We start from the raw sequence: 23,082 nt of genomic DNA, 5'->3' as shown, positions 1-23,082 counted from the left end.
ACGTGCACTATGGATAGGGTCATGCTTGGTCTTCATTTAACATCAATGTTTAAAAAAATGCGCTTTATGATGCTGCTCGGTCTGATTTTCTCACCGAGTATTTCCTATGCCAATATTCAAGCAAAACGTGTCAGTCAGCCCATTGCAGTAGATATCGTTGAAATTTCCGATCTGAGTCAACTAAAGCTCTATTTATATGATACACAGCAGCAGCCATATCGAGACCTACAGCGTTTAAAGCAGTCATTAGCGCGTAAGTGTAATACGATGAGCTTCGCAATGAATGCAGGGATGTATCATGCAGATTTAGCGCCTGTTGGTCTTTACGTTGAAAATGGAGTGCAGAAAAAAGCCTTGAATCGTGCAACACGAGGCTTTGGTAATTTTTTAATTCAGCCGAATGGTGTTCTAGCATGGAATGCCAAGCAAGCGGTGATATTAACTACACAAAAATATGCTTCCACAAATTTTAATGCACGTTATGCGACGCAGTCAGGCCCGATGCTGGTGGTAGATGGAAAAATCAATTCAAACTTTATCCCACAGTCAGATTCATTGAAAATCCGCAATGGCGTGGGGATCAAGAACGGCAAGTTGTATTTTGTGATCAGTCGTGAAGGCGTGTCGTTTTATGCATTTGCACAATATTTCAAGCAGCAATTATCGATTAACAATGCCTTGTATTTAGATGGATCTGTGTCTAGTGCAGATATCCAAGTGTTAAATAGACATGATTCGAGTTTGAAACCTTTAGGGCCAATTGTAGCGTATACAACAGCATCTCGATGCAAACAATAAAAGCCCGAATAATCTGGCTTCATCTGTACAGTGTTTAGATTGATAGAGACTACTGTTTATTTGCCGACTAAACCTAAAAAGGTACTTTGGGTTTGGCACATTTGAATGGCTTGTTCTTTAGATTGTTTTTTAATACTTTCTTCAAACTGTTTTTTCTGTTCTTTGATTTGCTCTTCGTTTAAGCCCATTTGTTTCGATAGGGCTTCGAGTTTATCCCAAGATTCTTCGCATTCTTTGGGGATTTGGCTACAAGCACTTAGACTAAGTATGCAGCAGGCAATAAGGCAACTTGTTAATTTATTCATGTTCATTCCTTTATTTTTTTATATCAATGCTGTTTAGAGGTCATCTGCCTCTTATTTGATGCAATATTAGGTTTTATTGTCGTGTGTTTAAAAATTAGACATCACTGAGATGCCTTGGAGCATAGCATAAAAGCTGTAAATAGCGATGTGGCCAATCCACAAAACCTGATCTGTAAATAAGCGGCATACTTTTGATTAGACTAAAAATGAAAAAGGCACTCTGTAAAACAGAATGCCTTGTTTGAACATTGAATGTTCAGACTCTACTGTAGAGGTAGATGCTGGATTTCATTTAATTCCTTACGGCTATAACCGCGCGAAGCGAGTACTTTTTTAATACCGAGGATAACATCTTCATCCGTTGCCTTTGTAAGAGCAGCAATAAGCTGTTCATTGGTTTTACAAGAGCAATCATTTTCAACACAGGCAATTTGATTCTTATGCCCGTTTTGCTGTTCTTTAGCGAACAACTTATGCCAAAAACTCATAGAGCCTTCATTTGCGACCTAACATAGGACGAAATATAACCAATCCAATAAATAAAGCAAGACTACTAAAGTGATATTTTAGCCAGTTGAATGATCATTTTTTCGATTGGACTTTTAGAATCTTTGCCTAATTGATATAGCAAGGCATCAATTGCACTGCATGTGGCGAAAAAATATAGCTTTTTTAGCATATAAAAAAGGAGCTTTTAGAAAGCTCCTTTTATGACAGTAACATGACTTGAAATAATTTGTTTAAATCTTCTCAAGAAACACGCCAGACTCTACATGGTGTGTATAAGGGAACTGATCAAACAAGGCAAATTTGCTGATTTTATGCGTTTGTGAAAGCAGTTTGAGATTGTCATGCAAAGTATCTGGGTTGCATGAAATATAGATAATGCGTTCAAAACGTTGTAACAGTTTTAATGTTTCATCATCGATACCTGCACGCGGTGGATCGACGAATACCGTATCGAAGTTATAGCTTGAAATTTCAATTTCAGCTTCTTCAAGGCGGCGGAATGTACGTTCAGCATTGTAGGCTTGGGTGAACTCTTCAGCAGATAGACGAGCGACTTGGATATTATCAATGCCATTTTGCTCAATATTCCACTGTGCGGCATAGACTGAAGACTTGGCTAATTCTGTTGCCAAAACGCGATTAAAGCGTGTTGAAAGAGGCAGCGTGAAATTACCATTACCACAGTAAAGCTCAAGTAAGTCTTGGTCTGAGTGATCGGCAGCCTGACATGCCCATTCCAGCATTTTTTGACATACACCGGCATTTGGCTGTGTGAAGCTACTTTCGATTTGCTTGTACTGATATTTACGGTCAAACACTTGGAGTTCTTCAACCACATAGTCATCAGTTAAAATCACGCGCTGACCACGACTACGACCATAAATCTTGATATTGAGCTTTTCAGATAGGGCTTTGGCAGCAACTTCCCATTCAGCATTGAGTGGGCAGCGGTAAACCAATGAAACCAGCATTTCACCTTTCAGCGTCGCTAAGAAATGAACCTCAAATAGACGGCTCGATAAGATCTCTTGCGCCTTGAGTTCATTTAATAATACGGGCATTAAATCATTAATGCTTTTATCTGCAATAGGGAAATCTTTAATTTCTACAACTTGTTTTTCATTGTCTGCATTGCGTTCAAACATTGCATAGAACATATCATTTTCAGTATGCCAAATTCGGAATTCCGCTCGCATACGAAAGTTTTGTTCAGCAGAAGGAAAAACTTCTAAAGAGGGAGGGTTGTATTCTGAAAATTGAGCCGTAATGCGGGCAACTTTGGCATCAAGTTGTTGCTGATAAGTTGAAGTCATATGCAGTAAAAAATCGCAAACATATTAAAAAAAGTCATGTTAGCAAAATTCACCTTATAAGACTAAATTAATTCCACTTTTGGCTGTATTTATCTGTAGAGAAGATGAGTCTGAATGCGCTAAACAGAACTTTTATATAGGGGAAGTTAAAAAAACGCTCAATCTTTATGGAACATTCATAAAGATTGAGCTAAGTGAGGAACTGATTAGTTGGAGTTCAATTCAGTGTTTAATTCATTGTCATTAAGCTGGCATTACCACCGGCTGCCGCTGTATTGACACTGATTGCCCGCTCAATCACGAAACGTTCTACAGGGATGTCATATTGGCCTGAAGCTAAATGTGTAATGCCAATAATTGCACCTTCACGAGACGCGATGACTTGTTGAATTTTTAATAACTCAGCTTTTTCACCATGATGTAAAACCGCATCAAAATTGCCATGATAAAGATCCGTGATCACTTTAAATTGGTCTACGAGGACTTTTGGCATGCTATTTAAGTGTTTCAACACAAAAGTATTGTCTGCAAGTACCACGGGCTGACTACCCACCGATAAAATCGCAGCAATTTGATGCAGTTGATCTGTATCATTATTAGCCAATGAAAGCACACCCTTGCGTGCCAAAATGGCATATTGGTTGTTTTCACCAGTTGGGCCTTGTAGCTCAAAACTTTGTCCAGCGGCTATGGCCTGCGGTGCTTGAATAGCAGTGCCTGAAAAATGCTGCTTCGCCCAAGTGTTAAAAGCCTCATATGCAGGGAAGTGTGCAGCTTGCGTTTCTGCCTGAGCTGCATACGGTGAAGCTAGTTTTTTCTCAGAAACTTGATGCATTAAACGGTACAGATATAAAGGACCGCCCGCTTTTGGACCTGTACCCGATAAGCCTTCGCCGCCAAAAGGTTGTACACCGACTACTGCACCTACAATATTACGGTTAATGTACAGGTTGCCGACTTCTGCATGACCGATAACTTTTTGAATCGTGTCATCAATACGTGTATGCAAGCCCATGGTTAAACCATAACCTTTGGCATTAATTTGCGTTAATAGGTTTTCAATCTCACCATATTTGTAGGTGATTAAATGCAATACTGGCCCAAAAACTTCACGTTCTAAATCATTTAAATTTGGCAGTTCAATCAAAGTTGGTGCAACAAAAGTTCCCGTACTTAACGCATTGCCATCAGCATTAAACATGATTTGATGTACGGGATAGCCTTTGCTACGCATCTTTTCAATATGTTTTTCAATATTTTGCTGTGCTTCAAGGTCGATCACTGGGCCAATGTCAGTTGCTAAAAGTGCAGGATTTCCGACACGAAGTTGCTTCATCGCACCTTGTAACATGGTACGGACTACGTCCAAATTATCTTCTTGCACACAGAGAATACGCAGGGCAGAACAGCGTTGACCTGCACTGTCATAGGCAGAGTTAACGACATCCAATACCACTTGTTCTGTCAATGCTGATGAGTCAACAATCATGGCATTTTGACCACCAGTTTCAGCAATCAAAACCACACTTTCGCCAAATTGGTTTAAACGCTGTGCCACGGTCTTTTGCAAGATACGTGCGACTTCAGTGGAGCCTGTAAACATGATGCCTTGGACACGTGAGTCCGCGCTGAGTTTGGCCCCAATGGTTTCGCCACGGCCAGGGAGAAGTTGCAATACATCAAACGGAACACCTGCTTCCCATAAAATATGTACAGCTTGAGCAGCAATCAGAGGCGTTTGTTCAGCAGGCTTGGCAATCACGGTATTACCTGCAACCAAGGCTGCAGCAATTTGACCTGTGAAAATAGCAAGCGGGAAGTTCCATGGGCTAATGCACAGCACAGTACCTAGGGGTTCAATTTGCGTATTCTCTGCTAGATCAATCATTTGAGCTGCATAATAACGCAGGAAATCTACCGCTTCACGGACTTCAGCAATAGCATTGGCATAAGTTTTACCACTTTCACGTGATAACAACACCATGAGAGATTGCAATTGTGCTTCCATCAAATCCGCCGCACGGTTTAAGCATGCTGCACGCTGATCTTTGGCTAAAGCTTTCCATGAACCTTGGGCATTTACCGCATTATTGAGAGCGATTTCCGCTTGTTCTAAACTGGCTTCGCTGACACTGCCGACCACATCACTACGGTTTGCAGGGTTTGTAATGTTGATACTTGCAGTATGAATTTCTTCTAAATTAGCACCCATTGCACTAGCATGCCACTGGGTATGTGCATGCTGTACTGCCGTGGTGTTGAGCTGAGATAAGTCTCGATCATTGGCTAAATCGAGTCCTTTTGAGTTGCGACGTTCTGTGCCATACAAATCTTGCGGAAATGGGATAGAGGGATGCTTAGCGCCAGTGATACCTTCTTTTTCTGCTGTCGCTAATATCGTCTGTCTTGGATTTTCAATTAAATCTTCAATTTTTAAATTTTTATCTGCAATACGGTTAACGAAAGAGGTATTCGCACCATTTTCTAGTAAACGTCGTACCAAATAGGCCAACAAGGTTTCATGGTTACCCACTGGTGCATAAATACGACATGGCACACCCAGTTTGTTGTCAGACTTCGAACCCACCACTTGTTCATAGAGGGGTTCACCCATGCCGTGAAGGCACTGGAATTCATACTGGCCTGGATAGTAAAGCTCTGGCTGTGCTAATTGGTAGATCGTAGCAACGGTTTGCGCATTGTGTGTTGCAAACTGAGGATAAATTTGCTCAGGCGCTGCCAAGAGTTTTTTAGCACATGCAATATAAGATAGGTCGGTATGAACTTTGCGCGTAAATACAGGATAGTCACTCATACCTTCAATTTGCGCTTTCTTAATTTCGCTGTCCCAGTATGCACCTTTCACTAAGCGGATCATTAAACGTTTTTGGCTACGCTTTGCGAGGTCAATAATATGGTCGACCACATAGAAACAGCGTTTTTGGTAGGCTTGAATCACAAATCCAATACCTTTCCAGTCCGCTAATTTAGGCTCAAAACACAGGCGTTCAAGTAGTTCCAAAGAAATTTCTAAACGGTCAGTTTCTTCAGCATCAATGTTTAGACCAATATTGTAATGCTTGGCTAATACAGCAAGTTCAAGCACTTTGCCATAAAGTTCGTTATGTACACGGTCGATCTGTGAGCGTTGGTAGCGTGGGTGTAGGGCAGATAATTTGATCGAAATGCCTGCGCCGTTATAAACATCCTTACCTTCAGAAGCTTGACCAATCGCGTGGATCGCATCGGTATAGTCTTGATAATAACGTTCTGCATCAGGTTCAGTTAATGCTGCTTCACCTAACATGTCATATGAATAGCGGAAGCCTTTATCTTCTAATACTTCTGCATGTTTAAGCGCTTCATTGATGGTTTCACCTGTTACAAACTGTTCACCCATCATACGCATAGCCACGTCTACAGCTTTACGGATAATGCCACGACCACTGCGTGCTAAAATACCCGTCAATAGGCTAGACAGACTTTTTTGTTGAGGGGTTTCCATCAGTTTGCCCGTCAGCATTAAGCCCCAAGCAGCAGCATTTACGAACATGAGGCTACTTTGGCCAACATGATCTTTCCAGTTACCTTGGTTGATTTTATCTTTGATCAGTAAATCACGTGTTGCTTTGTCTGGAATACGGAGTAGCGCTTCAGCTAAACACATGAGCGCGATGCCTTCCTGAGAAGACAATGAAAACTCTTGTAGCAAGCCTTGTACAATGCCTGCTTTACCTGTACCGCTTTTACGTTCACGTAATGAATGGGCTAAGTCAAAAGCCAATTGTTGAATTTGATCGCTGATCGGGGAAGGGATTTCACTGTGTGCTAATAAGTTTTCAATGCACTCAGTTTCAGCACGACGCCATGCTGTATTAATCGATTGTTCAAAGCTATTCTTGTCTTTAAATTCAGTGATGTAGTCATCGCTTCCCGTGACTTCAAATACTTTTCCATTCATGTTTCAATTTTCCATGTCAAAGTTCTATGACGAGCAAATAAATCTTGAGCTTGATCCTTTATTTAATTTATCATCACAGAATATTTAGCGAATAACTCACTATAGTTTTAATAATATTTAGAGAAAAATTCAGATGACTAGCCCATATTTGAGCTTAGACCGTATAGATATTCGTATTTTAGAGCTTCTGCAAGAAGACGGAAAATTGTCCAATATTAAGCTTGCGGAAATGGTAAATTTATCACCCACTGCGGCGTTGGCACGTGTGCAAAAATTATCTAAAGAAGGCTTTATTTTAGGCTATGAAGCACGTTTAAATCCGGTCTTACTCAACAATGGATTTGTAGTTTTTGTAGAGATTTTACTAGATAAAACCACGCCCAATGTATTGGAAGATTTTTCAGATGCAGTGCGTCAAATTCCAGAAATCGTAGAATGTCATATGATCAGCGGTGGTTTTGATTTTGTAGTGAAAATACGCTGTGCAAATATGGAAGAATTTAGAAAAATTTCAGGGCAGGTGCTTTGGCAACTGCCTGGCATCAAGGAAACGCGTAGTTATCCTGTGATGGAAGTGATCAAAGAAAGTATGCAAATTAAACTGAAACCTGCGGCTAGGCCGAAGTAGCTAATCATCAATAGTCGAGTATAAAAAAAGGGGCATTTAGCCCCTTTTTAGTGTCAAAAATTTTTAGATTTCAGACATTTCTTTCTGATATTGCGCTTCGGCTTTTTCAAAGCGTTCAACCACATCCGCGTCTGGTGCTTTGCCCAATAAGCTCACGACAACGATACTGATCGCAGAGAAAATAAAGCCTGGAATGATTTCGTATAAACCAAGGTGGCCTAAGTAGTTTTTCCACACGATGACAGTCACAGCACCCACGATCATGCCAATGATTGCTCCGTTAAGCGTCATACGTTTCCACAGCAATGAAAGAATAATCAGTGGGCCAAATGCAGCACCGAAACCTGCCCATGCATAAGCCACTAAGCCTAAAACTTTACTTGCAGGGTTCATTGCAAAGGTGATTGCAAATACAGCAATTGCCAAGACCATCGCACGTCCAATCCAAACCAATTCTTTTTGCGATGCGTTTTTACGAATAAATCCTTTGTACAAATCTTCCGTCAAGGTTGTTGAACATACCAATAACTGACAGCTAAGTGTGCTCATCACCGCAGCTAAAATTGCGGCTAAAATAATCCCTGCAATCCACGGATTGAATAGAATTTTAGTCAATTCCATAAATACCGTTTCAGGGTTGGCATTAACGACGCTTGCTAGTTCTGGGTGAACTTGGAAGTAAGCAATGCCGATATAACCCGCAGCTACAGCACCACCTAGACACAGGATCATCCATGTCATACCAATGCGACGTGCATTCGGAATGGATTTAACAGAATCGGCTGCCATAAAGCGAACCAAAATATGCGGCTGACCAAAATAGCCTAAGCCCCACGCCATGCTGGATAAAATCGCAACTGTGCTTAAACCTTCAAATAAATTGGAAGCTTGCGGGCGAGCTGTTTCTAAAATAGCAGCAAGATTTTGACTGTTATCACCTAAAGCAAGGTAGGCGATGATCGGTGTAATCAGCAGTGCAAAGATCATCAGACCCGCTTGGAAAGTATCGGTCCAACTAATCGCTAAAAATCCACCAATACAGACATAACTGATGGTTGCAATGGCACCAATCCACAGTGCTGTTGTGTAGTTCCAACCGAATAAACTTTCGAAAAGTCGTGCGCCAGCCACCATGCCAGAAGCACAGTAAATCGCAAAGAAAACTAAAATCACTACAGCTGAAATGATACGTAAAATCTTTTTACGGTCTGCAAAACGGCTTGTGAAATAATCGGGCAGGGTCAGGGCATTATTTTGATATTCGGTATGAACACGCAAGCGACCTGCAACGATCAGCCAGTTCAACCAAGCACCGATAATTAAGCCGATTGCAATCCAAGCTTCAGAAAGACCAGATAGATAAATTGCACCAGGGAGACCCATGAGTAACCAACCACTCATGTCGGATGCACCTGCTGAAAGTGCAGTCACAACACTTCCTAAACTTCGTCCACCTAAAATGTATTCGTCAAAGTTATGCGTAGCTTTGTAGGCATACAAACCAATGGCAAGCATTGCAAGAATATAAAAAATAAAGGTGACTAATGTCGGGTTTAAATGGCTCATAGGCGGTTCGTCCTTAATGAAAGCAAATCATCTCTGTCCTAGATGAAAATTTGTACTTCTGTCGTAAGTCGCAGATTCAAGCACGATTTAAAAATTACACTCTGTAACCTTTAAGCATATTTTATGTATATTTTGTGTAAATACTATTTTTTCTTATTACAAATCGAATTTTTTATTGTGCTGCTGAAATGTTGTCCAGAAGGGAATTTAAATTTTGGTAAGTCAATCTGCCTAAGACTTCTCATCACAAAAAGAGAACTGATGAAATTAGGCAAAAATTACACAATGTTACATAATGAACAAGAAATGTGCATTTGAAATATTTGGTTGCAAATGTGCATCACATCATCTGTAGTGAGATGATTTGAACAGGTTGAATATGAGGTATGCACAGTCTTGGTGCGTAATTAGAGGGAATGCGCAGTGACAACGGTTCAAATGGAAAAAACGAGAATAGAGCATGATTTATTGGGGGATAAAGCAGTCCCGCAGTCATGTTATTACGGCATACATACATTGCGTGCCATCGAAAACTTTCAAATATCAAAGCAGCATGTCGGACAAAATTTAAACTTTGTACGCGCTATTGCTCAGGTAAAAAAAGCGTCAGCAGAAACCAATTACCAATTTAACTTAATACAAGATGATATTCGCCAAGCGATTCAGCAGGCGTGTGATGCATTGATTGATCATCCAGAACAATGGGCAGATTCATTTCCAATTGATATTTATCAAGGGGGAGCTGGTACATCGATCAATATGAATGCCAATGAAGTCATTGCCAATATTGCCCTTGAGTCGCTCGGAGATGCAAAAGGCAGTTATCAACGGATTCATCCAAACGACCATGTCAATAAGTCACAATCCACCAATGATGTTTATCCAACAGCACTACGTCTAGCGACATATAGTGCTTTTGATGCTTTATTTGTGGTGTTAAATCAACTTATTGGAAGTTTACATCTAAAATCTGATGAGTTTAAACATGTCATCAAAATGGGGCGTACACAGTTACAAGATGCAGTTCCGATGACTTTGGGGCAAGAATTTCGAGCATTTGCAACATTATTAAAAGAAGATTTGAAGTTGATTGAGCAAAATCGACAGCTTTTATTGGAAATTAATTTAGGTGCGACGGCAATTGGTACTGGCGTGAATTCTCCTGCGGGTTATGCAGCGAAGGCCGTTGAAAATCTAGCTCATTTGACTGGTTTAAAATTGCAAGGTGCAGAAGACTATGTCGAAGCAACCAGCGATTGTGGCGTATTTATTTTATTATCGAGTTGCTTAAAACGTTTAGCTGTCAAACTTTCTAAAATTTGTAATGACTTACGTCTTTTAAGTTCGGGGCCACGAACAGGTTTAGCGGAAATTCGTTTACCTGAGTTACAAGCAGGTTCGTCGATCATGCCTGCAAAGGTCAATCCTGTGATCCCTGAAGTGGTCAACCAAATTGCATTTCGAGTAATGGGGAATGATTTAACCATCACTTTAGCCGCAGAAGCAGGGCAATTACAATTAAATGTCATGGAGCCGGTGATTGCATTGTCCATGAATGAATCGATTGAGCTATTGGTGAATGCGGTGAAAACATTAGACAGCAAATGCATACAAGGGATTCTGGCAAATGAGCAAGCATGTTTTGATGCTGTCATGCGTAGTGTAGGAATCGTGACCTTACTCGATCCATATTTAGGTCATGCAAAATGTGATGAAATCGGTAAGCAATGTATTGCGGAAAATAAAACCATTCGCCAAGTGGTGTTAGAGCAAGAGCTGTTAACTGAAAGTCAATTGGATGAAATTTTCTCTATTGAAAATTTAGTTTCTGAAGTGACACCATTTAGTATGCCATTGGCTCAAGTGAGTTAAATGCTTATTTAGGACTTTTAAATAGCTAAATGATGGGTAAATGACGAAGGTTAATCCTTCGTTTTTTATTTGAAGAAATCTGTGGTAAAGCTAGAGAACTAATCTGATGGCAGTGATGTGTTAATTCTCTAATAGGAACTTAATTTCTAAAAGTAAGTATTGGTTGAGAATAGGACGCTATATTTGCTTAGGATAGTAATTATAGTTCTATATATAGTCATGAAGGTTTGGATGAAAAATTTAGTGCATAGATAAAGTCAGAAAAGCTTTAACTTGCCCAAAAAAGGACGTAATCGAAGTACAATAGGTTTTTATCGTGTTGTAGATAGTCTGATGTTTAATAAATTAGTCGATTTATTCAAAGGTGCTAAAGAGTCGCCTGAGCAACTTTACTTAGAACAACACCACATTCAATATGATGAAACTCAGGGCTATGTCATTGAAGGCGTGGTTTTAAATACTTTGTCTGAACGTATGGAATATTTGTCGAATAGAAAAATGACGAATTTCGATGATTTAAAACAGCTTTATGCGACTGCAATGATTATCAATGAAAAAATAGACTTGGAAATTGCAAATCAACGCTTTGTTGCACGATTAGGCAATACTGAAGAAAATCTGTTGAAATTTAAACACTATGTCAAACTATTGAATGATTATTATCGTCAATTCATCCGTGATCGTAAGTAAGTGAATGTACTGCAGTGTTTGAGTTTGATGTGTGTGTTAAGGGTACTCATCAATAGAAAATACAATCGCAAATCCATATTGGTTAAAACACTGTATATAGTTGCTTAAATCTCGGAATGTAAAAAGCATCGTGTTAATATGATCACCAAGTGATTAAAACATTAAAAGCTATTTACATCATGTTCCAGCAAGAAATTTCACAACTCAATCTTAAACAGCTTAAAGCTGGCGAAAAGCGGTGGGTCGGAAACTTACAAGGCTCATCTGCTGCATTATTATTTAAAGAAATTAGCAAACAATCCAAACAGTTGTTTGTGATTGTTGCTCGTAATAATCAGCATCTCGGGCAGTTAGAAAGTGAGCTGGAATTTTACGGAATTAAGCCAACTATTTTCCCAGATTGGGAAATTTTACCTTATGACCGACTGTCGCCACATCAAGACATCGTTTCTGAACGCTTGGCGATTTTGTCTAATATGCCACAGCAAGGCGTGTTGTTGGTTTCGGCAACAACCTTAGCGCAGCGAGTTGCACCGGCATCTTGGGTGTTGGGTGAGCACTTTGATATTAAAGTGGGTCAAAAATTTGATATCGAACAACAAAAATTAAGATTAGTACAAGCGGGCTATCACTTGGTGGATACCGTTTATGATCATGGTGAATTTGCAGTGCGCGGCAGCATCATGGATATTTACGCTTCGGGACAAAGTTCACCGATTCGTATTGACTTATTTGATGATGAAATCGATACCCTCAAATTCTTTGATCCTGAAACGCAGCGAACAACCCAAAACTTAGATCATTTTACGGTTTTACCTGCAAAAGAATTTCCATTAAAAGAAGCGCGGTCACTGTTTCGTGATCGATATGCGGAAAATTTTCCGACGGCAAATCCAAAGAAAAATCCAATTTATCAGGATGTACAAGATGGCATAGCTTCACCGGGTATTGAGTTTTATTTTCCGTTGTTCTTCTCTGAACAAGCCATGAGAGAGCAAAGTACGCTATTTTCGTACTTACCTGATAATGGCATTGTAATTACAGATAGAGCCATAGATGACACATTGATTCAGTTTTGGTCAGACATTGTGCGTCGTTATGAAGACCGTCGTCATAATGTCGACCAACCGATTTTGCCGCCAGAGCAGATTTTCCTACAACCAAATCAAGTGTTAGAACAATTAAATCTCTGCCGTCGTATTGTGGCTTCGCCTGAGGCTTTTGATGAACGCAATGGCGTGATCAATCTTGCAGCTGAGATTCCACCCCGATTACCTGTCGATCCAAAACGTGAAAAGCCATTTTCTGCTGTTAAGCAATATATTGATGCGGCAAATTATCCAGTGCTTTTAGTGGCTGAAAGCGCTGGTCGACGTGAAACTTTAAAAGATGCATTGCGTCCAAGTTTGGGTGATATCCCAACGGTCGAAAGTTTTGATGATTTTATGCATTCTATGCATGCGATTGCGATCACCAATGCGCCCTTAGATCGTGGTTTATTGCTAACTGACAAACTCAGTGTAATTTCTGAAAATCAGCTATATGAACACCGTGTGGTTCAACGTCGTCGTAAACGCCAACAGGAAGTATCAGAAGAGTTCCTTGTTCGCAGTTTAACCGAGCTCAGTATTGGCGCACCAGTGGTTCATATTGATTATGGTGTGGGGCGATATGCAGGTTTAATTACCTTGAGTATCGATGACCAAGACCATGAATTTTTGCAGTTAGACTATGCCGATGCAGCCAAGGTGTATGTCCCTGTGACAAATCTGCATTTAATTAGCCGATATAGTGGTGGTGACCCAGATCTAGCACCATTACATAAATTGGGCACAGATGCATGGTCTAAAGCCAAACGCAAAGCTTTAGAGCAGATCCATGATGTGGCGGCAGAACTTTTACATATTCAAGCACGTCGTCACTCGAAGCCGGGTTATGGATTTGAACTGGATCAAAGTCTCTATATGCAGTTTGCCAGTGGCTTCGCCTATGAGGAAACCCTAGATCAAGCCAATGCTATTGAAGCGACACTGTATGACATGCAACAAGCGAAGCCGATGGATCGCTTGGTTTGTGGTGATGTCGGTTTTGGTAAAACAGAAGTGGCCATGCGTGCTGCATTTGTGGCAGTACAAAATAACAAACAAGTGGCTGTACTTGTTCCAACCACGTTGTTGGCGCAGCAGCACTACGAGTCTTTCAAAGATCGCTTTGCGGACTGGCCTGTACGTATTGAAGTCCTTTCACGCTTTGGTTCATCAAAATCACATACCAAAACCATTGAAGACCTCGCAGAAGGCAAAGTGGATATCGTGATTGGCACACATAAAATCTTGCAGGAAAGTGTGCAATTTAAAAATCTCGGTCTAATGATCGTGGATGAAGAGCACCGTTTTGGTGTGCGTGATAAAGAGCGAATTAAAGCTTTACGCGCCGATGTCGATATGCTGACGCTAACTGCAACGCCTATTCCACGTACGCTGAATATGGCTTTTAGTGGTATGCGTGATCTATCTATTATTGCAACGCCACCTGCACGTCGTCTTGCTGTGAAAACCTTTGTGCAAGAACACACTGGAGATTCGATCAAAGAAGCCATCTTGCGTGAACTGTTACGTGGTGGGCAAGTGTATTTCTTGCATAATGAAGTGGAGACCATTGAACGTACGGCAGAAACTCTACGTGAATTGGTTCCTGAAGCCCGAGTTGCGGTAGCACATGGTCAAATGCGTGAGCGTGAGCTAGAGCAAATCATGCAGCAGTTCTATCATAAAGAATATAACGTGCTGGTGTGTTCAACCATTATTGAAACTGGGATTGACGTGCCAAACGCCAATACCATTTTGATTGAGCGTGCAGATAAACTGGGACTAGCACAGTTGCATCAATTACGTGGTCGTGTCGGCCGATCGCACCATCAAGCCTATGCATATTTACTTGTGCCTTCGCTTAAAGGTTTAAAAGGTGATGCTGAAAAACGCCTAGATGCCATTTCTCGTGCATCGACTTTGGGTGCGGGCTTCATGTTGGCTACAGAAGACTTAGAAATTCGTGGCGCAGGTGAGTTGCTGGGTGAACAGCAAAGTGGCTCAATGCAAACCATCGGTTATAGCCTGTATATGGAAATGCTTGAAAAAGCCACCAAAGCCATTCAAAAAGGTAAAACGCCTAACTTTGACTCTCCATTGTCATTAACGGCTGAAATTAGCATGCATATGCCAGCCTTAATTCCAGATGATTATTTGGGCGATGTACATCAACGGTTATTGTTCTACAAACGCATTAGTAATACGGATACTCAAGAGAAACTCGATAACATTCGTATGGAGTTAATTGATCGTTTCGGCTTGCCGCCGCAAGCAGTCAAGCAGTTATTCTCTGTCCATCAGTTGCGTTTAAAAGCGGAACAATTGGGTATCACAAAAATTGATATAAGCTCACATGGCGGCAGTATTGAATTCTCACCAGATACACCAGTTCAAGCCATATCCATCATCCAAATGATGCAAAAGCATCCGACTTTCTTCCGAATGGAAGGTGGACAGCGTTTAAAAGTGATGGTCATGCTCGAAGAATATGACAAACGGATTCAATTTATAAATGACTTATTAGACTGTTTGCTGAAGGAATTGGCGCCAAATCAATAGATTTGGCGTATAAATTGCTTGTTTATAATGAGTAGATTTTCATGAGTGTTTTTTATATAGAAGAAACGCTTGATTTTTTTGAAAAATTTATTAGAGTCATAAGCACGCAACGTTTTATTCAAATGCAGTTTATTTGTAATGAAACGTTCTGTACAGAATATTCACACCCATAAGGATGTGATAGTATTAGCCATCATTCTAATTTTGCATCATTTATAAAGATATGTTTAGTTTACATCCACAACTTGCTCAAGATACGTTTTATGTAGGCGACTTTCCTCTGTCAACATGTCGTTTGATGAATGATATGCAATTCCCGTGGCTTATTTTGATTCCACGTGTTCCGGGAATTACAGAGCTTTATGAATTAAGTCAGGCAGACCAAGAACAGTTTTTACGTGAATCAAGCTGGTTATCAAGCCAATTGTCACGTGTATTCCGTGCAGACAAAATGAATGTAGCTGCATTGGGTAATATGGTTCCACAATTACATTTTCATCATGTAGTACGCTATCAAAATGATGTGGCTTGGCCGAAACCAGTTTGGGGTACGCCAGCAGTTCCTTATAACAATGATGTCTTGGCACACATGCGCCAAACACTAATGCTTGCACTACGTGGTCAAGGCGATATGCCTTTTGATTGGCGTATGGACTAATCCCGATTTACGGACAATATCAGGATAGTAGAAGAATGAGTGTCCGTATGGGGGCGATCGAGTGCCGTTAGACAATTTAATCAGCAAAGAGCCTAAACAGTTTGAATATTTTCATCGTTTGATGGGATATATTATGCTGTCTTTGGTGATTGTTGTCTATCACTACACTCAACCAGATACGCATTATCAAATCTACATTCCTGCATTTTTATTTTTTCTGATTTTAGTTGTTCCCAAGTTTTCTCATTGGCTAATTTATCGATATAGTAATCAAGTTAAACGCAATGTACTTTTTCTGATCGATATCATCGTTATTGCTGTACTGATGTCTGCAGTACATTTAAGCCTTGTTTTAACTTTTCTTGCGGTCTTTGCGCTGCTATATACAACCATTTATAACAAAATCAATTTCTTAATGATGTCCTTGGCAGGGATTGTAGGCGTCACTGTATTTTATTTGTGTAATATTTATGTCTTTGGTTTTCAAGAGTATTTTGAGTCAACCAGCAGTGAATTAACCGTTCTTGGCTTTTTATGCCTCATTACCTATTTCAGTGTGGGGACTTTTTATCAACATACCCAAGTTCAGTCTTTAAGCAATAAAAAGAACCATTATTATGATCAGATGAATCGTTATATGGAATTCGCCAATCAATTGAGTCGTTATGCGCCAATGCAACTTTGGCAATCGATAATGAAAGGTGAGTCTGAAGCTAAAATCGAATATAAACGTAAAAAACTCACGATTTTCTTTTCAGATATCCAAGGGTTCACAGAACTTTCTGAAACATTAATCCCAGACGATTTAGCATTTCTACTCAATGACTATTTGAGCCATATGACTGAGATTGCCAAACAGTATGAAGCGACTGTCGATAAATTTATGGGGGATGCAATTCTAATTTTCTTTGGTGATCCACATAGCCAAGGCGTAGAGCAGGATGCAAAAACTTGTTTAGAGATGGCAATGGTCATGCGTCAGCAAATGAAGTTGCTGCGTGAACGTTGGATTAAAATGGGTTATCCGCCGCTACACATTCGTATGGGTATTTCTACAGGGTATTGTCACGTTGGGAACTATGGTGCGGCTCACCGTATGGCTTATACCATCGTTGGTCGTGATGCGAACTTGGCTGCACGATTGCAAAGTGCGGCTGAAGTCGACGAAATTTTGATTTCAGACGATACGCATCATTTAGTGAAAAATGACTATTTATGTGCACCCAAAGCACCGATCTTCTTAAAAGGTATCAAAGGCCCAGTACGTACTTGGCAAGTGATGGAAAAATACACCTCACAGAAAACAGATTATCAACGTTGGTTCGACTACGAATATAAAGGCTTTAATCTATTGTTGAACTTAGATGAAGTACAAAACTTTGAATATCCTGAACTAATACATGTTTTAGAACGTATGATTCAACGCTTACAAACTCAGCAAAAAATGACCAACTCTGCTGGTATTGTTAAGCTGAATTTAGAAGATGAAGTGATCGAAGAAGTCAAAAAAACTGAATCTCACTCTTAATTTCACATATACATTATAAAAATTAGATCTAATCGTATCGCGTAAAATTTTAAAAAGAACGCAATTCATGCTTTTATCAAAACGTCTTCTTTTTTGAAATGTTGAATATATTTATGCATAAAAAAGCCAGTTACGATGAACTGGCTTTTTGATTATAGAGAACATTCTATAAATTAATGATTTTCTGAAGCATGGTTGATGGTGTATTTAGGAATTTCAATTTCCAAATCTTCATCTTCAATTTTTACTTGGCATGACAGACGAGAGTCTGGTTCTAATCCCCAAGCACGATCGAGAAGATCTGCTTCGACATCATCCATTTCATCTAGACCATCAAAACCTTTACGTACAACCACATGGCAAGTGGTGCATGCTTTAGACATATCACATGCATGTTCAATTTTGATGCCGTTTTTTAACATGCTTTCGCAAAGGTTAGCATTTGCTTCGACTTCAAACTCAGCGCCGTTTGGGCAGATTGTTGCGTGAGGCAGTACTTTAATACGTGGCATAATCTTGACCTATAAATTAATTTGAGTTTGACCAGTCATCGAGTTTTGTGCCTTTCAATGCGGCATCAATGTGCTGATTCATACGAGCTGCAGCAAATGCATCGCTATGTATTTTAAGCTGTTCTACAGCATGTTCAATAGCTTTGATATCTGTCGTTTCAAGTGCAGCATCTAAAACTGTGCGTGCAGCGGTGAGGGAACTGTGTTCCTCTTGGCTGAGAAGTTGAGCATCCACTTTAAGTGCTTGATCAAGTGCTTCAAGTTCACGTTTTGCTTCAACTTTGGTTTCTTGAAGATGGCGTAAGTTTTTGTCTTCTTCAGCAAACTTATAACCATCAATCAGTAAGCGTTCAGTGTCGGCATCAGATAAACCATAAGAAGGTTTGATGTCAATTTGAGCATGCACACCAGAAGTGGTTTCTTTGGCTGACACCGTCAGTAAACCATCTGCATCAACTTGGAACGTTACTTCAATACGCGCTTGACCTGCAGTCATCGGTGGAATACCACGAAGCACGAAACGACCTAGACTACGGCAATGTTCAACTAGATCACGTTCACCTTGTACAACATGAATCAACATCGCTGTTTGACCATCTTGATAGGTAGTGAATTCTTGGCGACGCGCCACTGGAATGGCTGTATTACGCGAAATAAGGCGCTCAACCAAACCGCCCATGGTTTCTAAGCCTAAAGAAAGCGGTGTGACGTCTAAAAGCAGTGAACCATCTTTAGAGTTACCAATAAGCTGGTTCGCTGTAATCGACGCGCCAATGGCCACAACTTCATCAGGGTTGATGGTGCAAAGCGGTTCTTGATTGAAGACATCTTGAACGGCTTTTTGCACAGCATACGATCGGGTAGAACCACCGACCAATACCACATTTTGAATATCGCTGAGCTCGAGCTTGGCATCACGCATGACACGTTTACAAACGCTGATGGTTTTATCCAAAGCAACTTTGATGATTGATTCAAAAGTAGGGCGGTCTAAAGTCAATGATTGATCAAGAACTTTAAGCTCTACAGATTCAGCCTCGGTTAATGCTTCTTTTGCTTTGCGTGCAGAAACGATGAAATGAGCATATTCAGCGTCATCTAAAGTTTCAATATTCAGTTGTTTTTTTGCCCATTTTACAATCAGACGGTCTAAGTCATCACCACCAAGCGCCGTGTGGCCACCCGTTGCTAGAACTTCAAAAACACCTTGAGAAAAACGTAAAATTGAAACGTCAAAAGTACCACCACCCAGATCATAGATCACATAGTTTTGATCATGTGCAAGATTGGTGACTTGGTCTAAGCCATAAGCCACTGCCGCAGCAGTCGGTTCATTTAAAAGACGAAGTACATTTAAACCTGCAAGCTGAGCCGCATCACGCGTTGCTTGACGCTGTGCTTCATCAAAATAGGCAGGTACAGTAATCACAGCACCATTAACAGGATTATTTAAGCTGCTTTCTGCACGGTCTTTGAGTTGTTTTAAAATTTCAGCAGAAATTTCAACGGGTGTTTTACGACCTTGTGCAGTTTCAAAAGCAGGCATTTCATTCGCTTCACCGACTAAGCTGTACGGATGTTGGAATTTAATATCTGCCTTAGAGCGACCCATAAAGCGTTTTACAGAAACGATGGTGTTTTTAGGATCAGTCGTTAAGAATGCCTTTGCATCGTCACCATATTGCGCAGTGGATTCGCCATAGTGTGCAATAGAAGGGAGTAACACACGACCATGTTCATCGTTAAGCACTTTCGCTTTACCAGAAAGTACCGTGGCTACTAAAGAGTGTGTAGTCCCAAGATCGATACCAATTGCGATGCGGTGTTCATGCGGCGCACTTGATTGACCAGGTTCTGCAATTTGCAAGAGAGCCATGTGTGTTACATCCTTTGAACGTCAAATATAAAAAATAAATTAAAAATCATCGTCTAAATCAAAGCTATCGTCGTCTAAGAAGCGATCTTCAGCTTTATCGATGTCAGCCATCACTTTTTGGAAGAAGCGTAATTTACGTACGGTATCACGTGCTTCTGCCCAGTCTTCGTCGTCATAATCAATCTTGAATTCACGAACCAAACCGTCAATCCATTGCTGAACTTCAGTTTTAAGTGAAGTGAGGTCATCAGCAGAGCCTGCCTCATCTAACTGTTCACGAATTTCTAAGGCATCTTGTAGGAACTCAAAATCACTAATCGATTGATCAAGGTGATAATCTTGTTTTTTAAGACTTAAAAGATATGCAGCGCGGCTATCAACATTAGATAAAGCTTTAAATGCTTGATTAATCTCACTAGATTTAATCAGGGCTAGATCTTTGTCTTCGGCTTTATCTGGATGATATTGTTGCTGCAACTTTAAAAATTCAGATTTTAAAACTGCTAAATCAATATCGAGTGCTACAGGTAAGTTAAACAACTCAAAATGATTCATGGGAGATGGTGTCCACAATAGAGGTGCAAAAAGTGTTGCTTTAAATACAATTAAAACAGTGAATTTTACACTGTTTTAATGCGAAAAAGGAGCGTGGAAATGGCTTAAACCGTAAACGATTCGCCGCAGCCACATTCGCCTTTTTTATTCGGGTTATTAAATTCAAAACCTTCGTTTAAACCATTTTTCACATAGTCCATCTCCATACCTTCAAGATAAACTAAGCTTTTTGGGTCAACGAATACTTTTACGCCAAACTGATCAAATACTTGGTCATGCGTGTCAATATCATCGACAAACTCAAGTACATAAGCTAGACCAGAACAGCCAGAAGTTTTCACGCCAACGCGAATGCCTTCACCCTTACCGCGATTCTTGATGTAATTGCTGATATGAGTTGCAGCATTTTCAGTTAAATGAATCATGAAAACTCCGTTAATCTTTTTTAAAACACGTAAACAATTAAGCTTTTACTTTCTTGCTACGGTAGTCTTCTACAGCAGCTTTGATTGCATCTTCAGCAAGTACAGAGCAGTGTACTTTTACTGGTGGAAGTGCAAGTTCAGTTGCAATATCAATGTTCTTAATTGCTTGAGCTTCATCAAGAGTTTTGCCTTTTAGCCACTCTGTTACTAATGAGCTAGATGCAATTGCTGAACCACAACCGTAAGTTTTGAAGCGAGCTTCTTCAATTACGCCGTTGTCATCAACTTGAATCTGTAGACGCATAACATCGCCACAAGCTGGTGCACCGACCATACCTGTACCAACGTTTTCTGCATTTTTGTCTAAAACACCAACATTACGAGGGTTTTCGTAATGATCAATTACTTTTTCGCTATAAGCCATGACGCTTCTCCAAACCTCGGGGTCAGCCTTAAGATTAATATGGGGGTGAAATTACGTTAATCAATGAGATAGCCTTAAAATAAAAGCTATCTCACCGGGATGAATTAGTGTTCAGCCCATTCTACAGAATTAAGGTCGATACCTTCTTTGTACATGTCCCAAAGCGGTGAAAGATCACGTAGTTTTTCAACTGCTGCTTTAGTAATTTCAAGTACATGGTCAATATCGGCTTCAGTGGTGTATTTACCAAAGCTGAAACGAATCGAGCTATGAGCCAATTCATCTGAAAGACCCAATGCACGAAGTACATAAGATGGTTCTAAAGTTGCTGATGTACATGCAGAACCAGAAGATACTGCGCAATCTTTAAGTGCCATCATTAACGATTCACCTTCGACAAAGTTAAAGCTGACGTTTAGATAGTTTGCAACGTTGTATTCTGGGTGACCGTTCAGGAAGACTTGTTCAAGACCTTGCAAGCCATTCCAAAGTTTGTCACGAAGTACACGAATACGAGTTTGTTCGGCATGTAGGTTTTTGCCTGCAAGTTCGAACGCTTCGCCCATACCCACGATTTGGTGAGTTGCTAACGTACCAGAACGCATACCACGTTCATGACCGCCACCGTGCATTTGCGCTTTAATACGTACACGTGGTTGACGACGTACATAAAGAGCACCAATGCCTTTAGGACCATAGATTTTGTGGCCAGAGAAGCTCATCAAATCAACTTTCATTGTTGAAAGATCAATTTCTACTTTACCTGCAGCTTGCGCAGCATCTACGTGGAAATAAGTTTTGTTTGCACGAGTCAATTCACCGATTGCAGCTACATCTGTAGTTGTACCGATTTCATTGTTTACCATCATCAAAGATACAAGAATTGTATCTGGACGAAGGGCAGCTTGAACCATTTCAGGTGTAATTAAACCTGTTTTTGCTTCTGGCTCAAGATAAGTAATTTCGAAGCCTTCTTCTTCAAGCTCGCGGCAAGTATCAAGAATTGCTTTATGTTCAATTTTACTTGTAATAATGTGCTTGCCTTTAGATGCATAGAACTGAGCAATACCTTTAAGCGCAAGGTTGTCAGATTCAGTTGCACCAGACGTCCAAACGATTTCGCGTGGATCAGCTTTTACTAGATTAGCAACTTGTTCACGTGCATATTCTACTTTTTCTTCTGCCTGCCAGCCGTAAGCATGAGAACGAGAAGCTGCATTACCAAAAGTACCGTCAAACGTTAGACATTCCATCATACGTTCTGCGACTTGAGGGTCTACAGGTGTAGTTGCTGCATAGTCAAGATAAATAGGACGCTTCATGTCAAATACCTGTAACCGATAAAAGGGCTGAATCAAAGTTTGCTGAATTTTGACGAATAGATACGGTTTGAACGTTATCGCGTGCTACAAGGTCAGCAAGGGTGATTTTTGCAAGATAATCGGCAATGTGGTGGGAGAGTTCCTGCCATAAATCGTGAGTCAAGCACATTGCGCCATTTTGGCAGTTGCCTTTGTGGTCACAACGGGTTGCATCAACTGTTTCATTTACAGCTTCAATAATTTCCAAAACAGTGATGTCTTCAGCACTACGAGCTAGGTGATAACCACCGTTTGCTCCACGGATGCTGGAAACTAAGCCGTGACGCTTTAATTTTGCAAATAACTGCTCAAGATAGGCCACTGAAATGGTTTGACGAGCTGCAATTTCTGCAAGAGTGATCGTTTGTTCAGTTGGCTGCAAAGCTAGATCAAGTAGAGCAGTCACTGCGTAGCGACCGCGAGTTGTTAAGCGCATGATTCGATACACATGTT

At 40.4% G+C, this 23,082-nt stretch carries 19 protein-coding genes; 7 read left to right on the top strand and 12 right to left on the bottom strand.

Translation table 11 applies throughout. The annotated features are described in order from the left end of the window. Positions 1-21: 21 nt before the first annotated feature. Complete coding sequence (locus B1202_RS01080) at positions 22-798, top strand: phosphodiester glycosidase family protein (protein WP_228145116.1); 777 nt, start codon at positions 22-24, stop codon at positions 796-798. A 56-nt stretch (positions 799-854) separates the two neighbouring features. On the opposite strand, the gene B1202_RS01075 is transcribed toward B1202_RS01080, so the two are convergent. The 4 genes from B1202_RS01075 to putA all read right to left on the bottom strand — a co-directional run bounded on the left by B1202_RS01075 (position 855) and on the right by putA (position 6,887). Further along, positions 855-1,103 (bottom strand): hypothetical protein, encoded by a 249-nt coding sequence (locus B1202_RS01075; RefSeq protein ID WP_078188680.1) that lies wholly within the window; start codon positions 1,101-1,103, stop codon positions 855-857. Positions 1,104-1,366: 263 nt separating this feature from the next. After that, complete coding sequence (locus B1202_RS01070) at positions 1,367-1,591, bottom strand: hypothetical protein (protein WP_078188679.1); 225 nt, start codon at positions 1,589-1,591, stop codon at positions 1,367-1,369. 252 nt (positions 1,592-1,843) lie between these two features. After that, positions 1,844-2,926 (bottom strand): tRNA (uridine(54)-C5)-methyltransferase TrmA, encoded by a 1,083-nt coding sequence (gene trmA / locus B1202_RS01065; protein WP_078188678.1) that lies wholly within the window; start codon positions 2,924-2,926, stop codon positions 1,844-1,846. Between the two features lie 229 nt (positions 2,927-3,155). Further along, positions 3,156-6,887, bottom strand: coding sequence for a trifunctional transcriptional regulator/proline dehydrogenase/L-glutamate gamma-semialdehyde dehydrogenase (putA, locus tag B1202_RS01060; protein WP_078188677.1), 3,732 nt, complete (start codon positions 6,885-6,887; stop codon positions 3,156-3,158). 133 nt (positions 6,888-7,020) lie between these two features. Here putA and B1202_RS01055 point away from each other — a divergent pair, with 133 nt between their 5' ends. Continuing rightward, positions 7,021-7,515: an Lrp/AsnC ligand binding domain-containing protein gene (locus B1202_RS01055; RefSeq protein ID WP_078188676.1), complete on the top strand. Its 495-nt coding sequence runs from the start codon at positions 7,021-7,023 to the stop codon at positions 7,513-7,515. Positions 7,516-7,578: 63 nt separating this feature from the next. On the opposite strand, the gene putP is transcribed toward B1202_RS01055, so the two are convergent. Further along, positions 7,579-9,081 (bottom strand): sodium/proline symporter PutP, encoded by a 1,503-nt coding sequence (gene putP, locus B1202_RS01050; RefSeq protein WP_078188675.1) that lies wholly within the window; start codon positions 9,079-9,081, stop codon positions 7,579-7,581. Between the two features lie 423 nt (positions 9,082-9,504). Here putP and aspA point away from each other — a divergent pair, with 423 nt between their 5' ends. The 5 genes from aspA to B1202_RS01025 all read left to right on the top strand — a co-directional run bounded on the left by aspA (position 9,505) and on the right by B1202_RS01025 (position 17,476). After that, positions 9,505-10,953, top strand: coding sequence for an aspartate ammonia-lyase (gene aspA, locus B1202_RS01045; protein ID WP_078188674.1), 1,449 nt, complete (start codon positions 9,505-9,507; stop codon positions 10,951-10,953). Between the two features lie 333 nt (positions 10,954-11,286). Continuing rightward, positions 11,287-11,643: a hypothetical protein gene (locus B1202_RS01040; protein ID WP_078188673.1), complete on the top strand. Its 357-nt coding sequence runs from the start codon at positions 11,287-11,289 to the stop codon at positions 11,641-11,643. 179 nt (positions 11,644-11,822) lie between these two features. Next, entirely contained in the window at positions 11,823-15,290 is a 3,468-nt protein-coding gene (gene mfd, locus B1202_RS01035) for a transcription-repair coupling factor (RefSeq protein ID WP_078189200.1), read from the top strand. Between the two features lie 223 nt (positions 15,291-15,513). After that, positions 15,514-15,948 (top strand): HIT domain-containing protein, encoded by a 435-nt coding sequence (locus B1202_RS01030; protein WP_067762788.1) that lies wholly within the window; start codon positions 15,514-15,516, stop codon positions 15,946-15,948. A 61-nt stretch (positions 15,949-16,009) separates the two neighbouring features. Continuing rightward, positions 16,010-17,476 (top strand): adenylate/guanylate cyclase domain-containing protein, encoded by a 1,467-nt coding sequence (locus tag B1202_RS01025; RefSeq protein WP_078188672.1) that lies wholly within the window; start codon positions 16,010-16,012, stop codon positions 17,474-17,476. Positions 17,477-17,649: 173 nt separating this feature from the next. On the opposite strand, the gene fdx is transcribed toward B1202_RS01025, so the two are convergent. The 7 genes from fdx to B1202_RS00990 all read right to left on the bottom strand — a co-directional run bounded on the left by fdx (position 17,650) and on the right by B1202_RS00990 (position 23,065). Then, the gene (fdx, locus tag B1202_RS01020; protein WP_078188671.1) at positions 17,650-17,988 is read right to left on the bottom strand and encodes an ISC system 2Fe-2S type ferredoxin; all 339 of its coding nucleotides are present in this window, start codon (positions 17,986-17,988) and stop codon (positions 17,650-17,652) included. A gap of 16 nt (positions 17,989-18,004) precedes the next feature. Next, positions 18,005-19,864 (bottom strand): Fe-S protein assembly chaperone HscA, encoded by a 1,860-nt coding sequence (hscA, locus tag B1202_RS01015; RefSeq protein WP_078188670.1) that lies wholly within the window; start codon positions 19,862-19,864, stop codon positions 18,005-18,007. Positions 19,865-19,903: 39 nt separating this feature from the next. Beyond that, the gene (gene hscB, locus B1202_RS01010) at positions 19,904-20,419 is read right to left on the bottom strand and encodes a Fe-S protein assembly co-chaperone HscB (protein ID WP_078188669.1); all 516 of its coding nucleotides are present in this window, start codon (positions 20,417-20,419) and stop codon (positions 19,904-19,906) included. Between the two features lie 104 nt (positions 20,420-20,523). Next, the gene (iscA, locus tag B1202_RS01005; protein ID WP_078188668.1) at positions 20,524-20,844 is read right to left on the bottom strand and encodes an iron-sulfur cluster assembly protein IscA; all 321 of its coding nucleotides are present in this window, start codon (positions 20,842-20,844) and stop codon (positions 20,524-20,526) included. A gap of 37 nt (positions 20,845-20,881) precedes the next feature. Further along, positions 20,882-21,268: a Fe-S cluster assembly scaffold IscU gene (iscU, locus tag B1202_RS01000; protein ID WP_078188667.1), complete on the bottom strand. Its 387-nt coding sequence runs from the start codon at positions 21,266-21,268 to the stop codon at positions 20,882-20,884. A gap of 104 nt (positions 21,269-21,372) precedes the next feature. Next, positions 21,373-22,590, bottom strand: a complete 1,218-nt coding sequence (locus B1202_RS00995) for an IscS subfamily cysteine desulfurase (protein ID WP_078188666.1) — start codon at positions 22,588-22,590, stop codon at positions 21,373-21,375. A gap of 1 nt (position 22,591) precedes the next feature. Beyond that, the gene (locus B1202_RS00990) at positions 22,592-23,065 is read right to left on the bottom strand and encodes an Rrf2 family transcriptional regulator (protein WP_078188665.1); all 474 of its coding nucleotides are present in this window, start codon (positions 23,063-23,065) and stop codon (positions 22,592-22,594) included. Positions 23,066-23,082: the final 17 nt, after the last annotated feature.

Source organism: Acinetobacter amyesii (genome assembly GCF_002018365.1).
Lineage (GTDB): Bacteria > Pseudomonadota > Gammaproteobacteria > Pseudomonadales > Moraxellaceae > Acinetobacter > Acinetobacter amyesii.
This window is presented reverse-complemented; position numbering and strand designations above follow the sequence as displayed.